This is a genomic window from Streptomyces laculatispora (assembly GCF_017353455.1).
GTDB lineage: Bacteria > Actinomycetota > Actinomycetes > Streptomycetales > Streptomycetaceae > Streptomyces > Streptomyces laculatispora.
On the sequence record NZ_JAFMPZ010000567.1, the window covers coordinates 1 to 6,344 of the forward strand.

Genomic DNA, 6,344 nt, shown 5'->3' on the forward strand with positions numbered 1-6,344 from the left:
ACCTCCCCACCGGACGCGCCCCCGCCCGCCGCCGCGACCGTGAACCACGGGCGCCCCGGCCGGTCGTTGCCGCACCGCGTGTGGCGGGGCCGGCCCGAGGACCCCGGCTGGGCGCGTCCGGCCTTCCTCGGCATGCTGCTGGTCATCACGGTGGCCTACCTGTGGAACCTCAGCGCGTCCGGCTACGCCAACTCCTTCTACTCCGCGGCCGCGCAGGCCGGCAGCCAGAGCTGGAAGGCCTTCTTCTTCGGCTCGCTGGACTCGGCCAACGCCATCACCGTCGACAAGCCCCCGGCCACCCTGTGGCCGATGGCCCTGTCGGTGCGCGTCCTCGGCCTCAGCTCCTGGGCGATCCTGCTGCCGCAGGTGCTGATGGGCGTGGCGACGGCCGGGGTGCTGTACGCCTCCGTACGGCGCCGCTTCAGCGCCGCCGCCGGGCTGATCACCATGGCGGTGTTCGCGCTGACGCCCGTCGCCGCGCTGATGTTCCGCTTCAACAACCCGGACGCGATGCTCGCGCTCCTGATGACCGTCACGGTCTACTGCGTGCTGCGCGCGATGGAGCACGGCCGCACCAAGTGGCTGGTGTGGGCGGGCGTCGCGGTGGGTCTCGCCTTCCTGTCCAAGACCCTCCAGGCGTTCCTGATCCTGCCGCCGCTGGCGGTGCTGTACGCGGTGTCCGCACCCGTCTCCGTACACAAGCGGTTCGGCCAGCTGGGGCTCTCGGCCCTGGCGACGGCCGTCGCGGGCGGCTGGTGGGTGGCGATCGTCGAGCTGTGGCCCGCCTCCTCACGTCCGTACATCGGCGGCTCGCAGAACAACTCGTTCCTTGAGCTGACCTTCGGCTACAACGGGCTCGGCCGGATCAACGGCGAGGAGACCGGCAGCGTCGGCGGCGGGGGCGGCCCCGGCGGCGGGTCCGGCGGTCAGTGGGGCGAGACCGGCATCGGCCGGATGTTCAACTCCGAGATCGGCAGCCAGATCTCCTGGCTGCTGCCCGCCGCGCTGATCCTGCTGGTCGCGGGCGTCTGGCTGACCTGGCGGGCAGGGGGGCACCTCCCAGGCATTAAGCGCTGGGGGAGGACGGACGCGGTCCGGGCGGCCTTCCTCGCCTGGGGCAGCTCGCTGCTGATGACCGCGGGCGTGTTCAGCTTCATGGCCGGCATCTTCCACCAGTACTACACGGTGGCCCTGGTCCCCTACATCGCGGCGCTGATCGGGATGGGCGTCACGGTGCTCTGGGAGGAGCGGTCCCGCTGGTGGGCGGGGGCCGCGCTCGCGCTCACCGTCGCCGCGACGGCACTCTGGTCGTACGTGCTGCTGGGCCGGACCCCGGACTATCTGCCGTGGCTGCGGCAGGCCGTACTCGTCGCCGGGCTCGTGGGCGCGGTGGGCCTGCTGCTCGCGGCCCGGCTGGGGCGCCAACTGGCGCTCACCGCCGTGGGGCTGGGTTTCGCCGCCTCGCTGGCCGGACCGGTCGCGTACACGCTGAACACGCTGAACACCGGGCACCAGGGCTCGATCGTCACGGCCGGTCCGTCCGCCGGCGGGATGGGCGGCTTCGGCGGCGGTGGCGGCCGCGGCGGTCCCGGCGGCGGCATGCAGCCTCCGGGCCAGGGCAAGCAGCAGGGCAGTCAGCAGGGCGGCGGCACGGGCCAGCCGCCCACCGGCGGCCAGGGCGGGCAGCCCCCGACCGGCAGCCGGCAGGGCCAGGGCCGGACCGGCACTTCGCAGCCGGGACAGCAGCAGGGGCAGCAGGGTCAGCAGCCGGGTGCCATGCCCGGCGCCGGCGAAGGCTTCCGGGGCGGCGGCGGTGGCGGCGGCATGGGCGGGCTGCTCAACGGCGCGTCCGTGGATGCCGCGGCGAAGAAGCTCCTGGCGAAGAACGCGGACGACTACACCTGGAGCGCCGCGGCCATCGGCTCGCAGAACGCCGCCAGTTACCAGCTCGCCACCGGCGATCCGGTGATGGCGATCGGCGGCTTCAACGGCAGCGACCCGTCCCCGACGCTCTCCCAGTTCAAGAAGTACGTCGAGGACGGCCGCATCCACTACTTCATCTCCAGTGGGGAGGGCGGCGGTGGCGGCATGGGCGGCAACAGCGGCACCTCGTCGAAGATCTCCACCTGGGTCGAGGCGAACTTCAAGAAGGTCACGGCAGGCAGCGCCACGTTCTACGACCTGACCCGGCCGACCTGACCCGGCCGACCTGACCCGGCCGAAGGGCAGGCTGAGGCTCAGCGCCGCAGCAACAGGTCCGCGACAACGGGGCGGTGGTCCGAGGCAAGCGTCTCGGCCACCGCCGCGTCGCGTACCCGCACGGTGTCCTTCGACACCGCCACGTAGTCGATCCGCTGCACCGGGTCCTGCGCCGGGAAGGTGGGGCCGCCCGGCTCGATGTCCGTCAGGTTCTCCCACAGCGGGGCCAGCTCGGGAGCGGTCGGCGCCGCGTTGAAGTCGCCGAGCAGGATCTGCCGCACCGGCCGCCGCTCCTCCTTCTGGTCCTCGGCCATGATCCGGCGGGTGTCCGCCACCTGGGCGGTGCGTACGGACGGGTCGCCGCGGTAGTCGAGGTGCGTCGCGTACACGTGCACGGGCAGCCCCTTCACCCGCAGCACCACCTCGCCGAATCCGGGAGCGGGCGCCGGTACCGGGTTCGGGTCCTGGGTGGAGAGCCGGGTGATGTCGTGGTTCTCGGCGCTCACGATCCCGTACCGGGACAGCACCGCGACCCCGAACTCGCGCCGCGGCGCACCCGCGGTCGCCGGGTCGAGGCTGTAGATCGGGGCGAACGACACCCGCATGCCGAGCCGCCGGCCCAGCTCGCCCGCCAGGTCCCGCCACTCGCTGCGGGCGCCCCAGTGGACGTCGACCTCCTGGAGCCCGATCACGTCCGCGTCCAGCGAGCGGAGCTCGGTCACCTGCCGGTCGAGATCGAAGACGTTGTCCATGCCCGCACCCGCATGGATGTTGTAGGTGGCGACACGCAGGGGCACCAGCCGCTCCCGGCCCTGCCCGGCGGCCGACGCGGGAGGCGCGAGCGCCGTTCCCAACAGGCCTGCGGCAAGCAGGACTTCCACCGTACGACGACGCAGTGACATACCACTCCAGCCCTTGTCGGATCAGCGATCGGCACCGTATCGCGGGAAAGTCGGTTGTAGGCCGCACTGGAGCGGCTATACGGTGTACAACCGCTTCCCTGTACACCGTATAGGGCCATGACCGAACGTCCGGGAGTCCGTATGACGGCGACCGCCGCCGAGCAGAACCACCTCTCGCCGACGAGCCATCCGCAGCGCTGGCTGATCCTCGGTGTCATCTGCCTCGCACAGCTCACCGTGCTGCTCGACAACACCGTCCTCAACGTCGCGATCCCCTCCCTCACCCGCGAACTGGACGCCTCCACCGCCGATGTGCAGTGGATGATCAACGCCTACTCGCTCGTCCAGTCGGGTCTGCTGCTGACCGCCGGCAGTTCGGCCGACCGCTACGGCCGCAAGAAGATGCTGATCACGGGGCTCGCGCTGTTCGGCATCGGCTCGCTGGTGGCCGGGCTCGCCCAGTCCTCCGCGCAACTGATCGCCGCGCGGGCCGGGATGGGCGTCGGCGGTGCGCTGCTGATGACCACGACGCTGGCCGTCGTCGTCCAGATCTTCGACGACACCGAGCGGGTGAAGGCGATCGGCGTCTGGTCGACCGTCAGCTCCCTCGGCTTCGCCGTCGGCCCGCTGATCGGCGGGGTGATGCTGGACCACTTCTGGTGGGGCGCGATCTTCCTGATCAACATCCCGGTCGCCGTGATCGGACTGGTGGCCGTGGCGCGGCTGGTGCCGGAGTCCAAGAACCCGACCGGGGACCGCCCCGACCTGCTCGGCGCGCTGCTCTCCACCATCGGCATGGCCGCGGTCGTCTACGCGATCATCTCCGGACCGGGGCACGGCTGGGCCTCCGGCCAGGTGCTGCTGACCGCCTTCACCGGGGTCGCCGTCCTCACCGGATTCGTGCTGTGGGAGCTGCACATCCCGTATCCGATGCTGGACATGCACTTCTTCCGGAACCAGCGGTTCGTCGGCGCGGTCGCGGGCGCGATCCTGGTCGCGTTCGGGATGGGCGGCTCGCTCTTCCTGCTCACCCAGCAGCTCCAGTTCGTGCTCGGTCACGGTCCGCTGGAGGCCGGTCTGCGGACGGCACCGCTGGCGTTGAGCGTCATCGTGCTCAACCTCGCCGGGCTGGGCGCCCGGCTGGTGCCCAGGCTCGGCACGCCCGTCACCATCGCCTCCGGGATGGGGCTGCTCGCCGCCGGTCTGGCCGTCATCGCGCTGCTCGGCCGGGAGGGCTACGGGGGCATGCTGGTCGGCCTCGTCGTGATGGGTGCGGGCATCGCACTCGCCATGCCCGCCATGGCCAACGCGATCATGAGCGCGATCCCGCCGGAGAAGGCGGGCGTCGGCGCCGGGGTCAACGGCACCCTCGCCGAATGCGGCAACGGCCTCGGGGTCGCGGTGCTCGGCGCCGTGCTGAACTCCCGGTTCGCCGCGCTCGTCCCGACGGCCGTCGGGGCGGCCTCGCTGCCCGCCGCGCTGGCCGCCGCGAGCGGCGAGGGGGAGCGGCAGCGCATCACGGACGCCTTCGCCTCGGGGCTGGAGACGAGCCAGCTGGTCGGGGCGGCGGCGGTGCTGGTGGGCGGTCTGCTGGCCGCCGTGCTGCTGCGTCGTGCGGAGCGAGGAGAATCGGCCCAGGCTGACCCGGCCGCGGTACCGGCATAGCATCGGGCGGGACGTACCGGACCGTACGACTCCGGTTTTTGGGCATGGAGTACGTACCCGGTTCGTCCCGCCGGCGAGACAAGGGAGTGCGCCATGGTGTCCGCGGCCGATCGCGTGAAGAACCCTGCCAGGACCAGTGTGTGGCTCGACGGCAGGTCACCGACGCGCAGCCGGAAATCCGACCAGCCGGCCGGGCTGGACCGGGAGCGGATCACGGCGGCGTCGGTCCGGCTGCTGGACGCCGAGGGCCTCGCCAAGTTCTCCATGCGCCGCCTCGCCGCCGAGCTGAACGTCACGGCGATGTCCCTCTACTGGTACGTCGACACCAAGGACGACCTGCTGGAGCTGGCCCTGGACTCGGTCTTCGCCGAGATCGCGCCCCCGCGCACGGACGCCGACTGGCGTGAACGGCTGCGCGAACTGGCCAACAGCTACCGCGGCATGCTCGTCCGGCACACCTGGGCGTCGGCGCTGGCCGGGAACTTCCTGAACATCGGCCCGCACTCGATGCTCTTCTCGTACGCCATGCAGGACGTCGTCCGGGCCACCGCGCTGCCGCTGCGGCACCAGACGGGCGCGATGTCCGCGGTCTTCCAGTTCGTGTACGGATTCGGCACCATCGAGGGCCATGTCGTGCAGCGCTCCGCGGACGCGGGGCTCAGCCAGGACGAGTTCTACCGGCAGGCGCTGGGCACGATCAGCGCCCAGCCGCAGCTGAAGGAGCTGATGGCGGCCTCGCAGAGCCTGATGGAGGCGCGGGGCGGGGACACCGTCGAGGAGATGCGCGAGCGGGACTTCACCTTCGCCCTCGACCTGCTGATCGCGGGCATCGAGGCGATGCGCGGGCGCGGGTAGCGCCCGTCCCTCCGGAGCTCCGCGCGCCCGTCCCTCCGGGGGCTGTCCGCGACCGCCGTCAGTAGCCGCGTGCGGGGTTCACGGCGAGTGCCGGGACACGGCCCGCCATGAGCGCCCGCAGGCACGCCGTGAAGTCCGTGACGATGTCGTCGTCCGCCGTGATGCCCGCGGAGTGCGAGGTGACCACCGTCCGGGGCAGCCGCCAGCAGCGGTCGCCCGGTGCGGCGGGCTCGTCCGCCAGCACGTCGAGCACCGCGCGTCCCACCGTCCCCGCGTGCAGCGCGGCCTCCAGCGCCTCCAGGTCCACGGTCGCGCCCCGGCCCACGTTGATGAACGAGGCGCCGCCCATGGCCGCGAACCGGTCCGCCCCGAAGTAGCCCGTCGTCGCCCCGGTCAGCGGAAGCGCGGCGATCACCCAGCGGGCGGCCACCGGCTCGTCCGGGCCGGCCGTCGCGTCGAAGCCGGGCGGGGGGATCGCGCGCGGGGTGCGCGCCACGCCCACCGTCCGGATGCCGCAGGCTCGCAGCAGCCCGGCGACGGCCGAGCCGATCCGGCCGGTGCCGTGGATCAACGCGGTCTGCCCGGAGGCGAGTTCGGAGGGGATACGGCGCCACTCGGCCCGCTCGTGCTGCGCGGCGAACTCCGGTACGGACTGGCAGTCGGCCAGCACCCAGGCCAGCACGTACTGCGCGATCCGCTCGCCCATCCGGCCCACCGTCCGGG

General features: G+C 72.4%; 5 protein-coding genes. 3 read left to right on the forward strand and 2 right to left on the reverse strand.

Annotated elements, in window-relative coordinates:
• Positions 1-2,199 (forward strand): ArnT family glycosyltransferase (locus J1C73_RS30110; protein ID WP_372446757.1); only part of this gene is annotated, 2,199 nt, incomplete at its 5' end.
• A gap of 38 nt (positions 2,200-2,237) precedes the next feature.
• Here J1C73_RS30110 and J1C73_RS30115 read toward each other — a convergent pair.
• Positions 2,238-3,101, reverse strand: coding sequence for an endonuclease/exonuclease/phosphatase family protein (locus J1C73_RS30115; RefSeq protein WP_207319150.1), 864 nt, complete (start codon positions 3,099-3,101; stop codon positions 2,238-2,240).
• Positions 3,102-3,242: 141 nt separating this feature from the next.
• On the opposite strand from J1C73_RS30115, the gene J1C73_RS30120 reads away from it, so the two are divergent.
• Positions 3,243-4,766: an MFS transporter gene (locus J1C73_RS30120; RefSeq protein WP_207319154.1), complete on the forward strand. Its 1,524-nt coding sequence runs from the start codon at positions 3,243-3,245 to the stop codon at positions 4,764-4,766.
• Between the two features lie 93 nt (positions 4,767-4,859).
• Positions 4,860-5,621 (forward strand): TetR/AcrR family transcriptional regulator, encoded by a 762-nt coding sequence (locus tag J1C73_RS30125; protein WP_207319151.1) that lies wholly within the window; start codon positions 4,860-4,862, stop codon positions 5,619-5,621.
• 58 nt (positions 5,622-5,679) lie between these two features.
• Here J1C73_RS30125 and J1C73_RS30130 read toward each other — a convergent pair.
• Positions 5,680-6,344 (reverse strand): NAD(P)-dependent oxidoreductase (locus J1C73_RS30130; RefSeq protein ID WP_207319152.1); only part of this gene is annotated, 665 nt, incomplete at its 5' end.

Excerpts from the sequence above, each read along its gene's own strand:
- J1C73_RS30115 (WP_207319150.1), bottom strand. The coding sequence starts at position 3,101 with ATGTCACTGCGTCGTCGTACGGTGGAAGTCCTGCTTGCCGCAGGCCTG.
- J1C73_RS30120 (WP_207319154.1), top strand. The coding sequence starts at position 3,243 with ATGACGGCGACCGCCGCCGAGCAGAACCACCTCTCGCCGACGAGCCAT.
- J1C73_RS30125 (WP_207319151.1), top strand. The coding sequence starts at position 4,860 with ATGGTGTCCGCGGCCGATCGCGTGAAGAACCCTGCCAGGACCAGTGTG.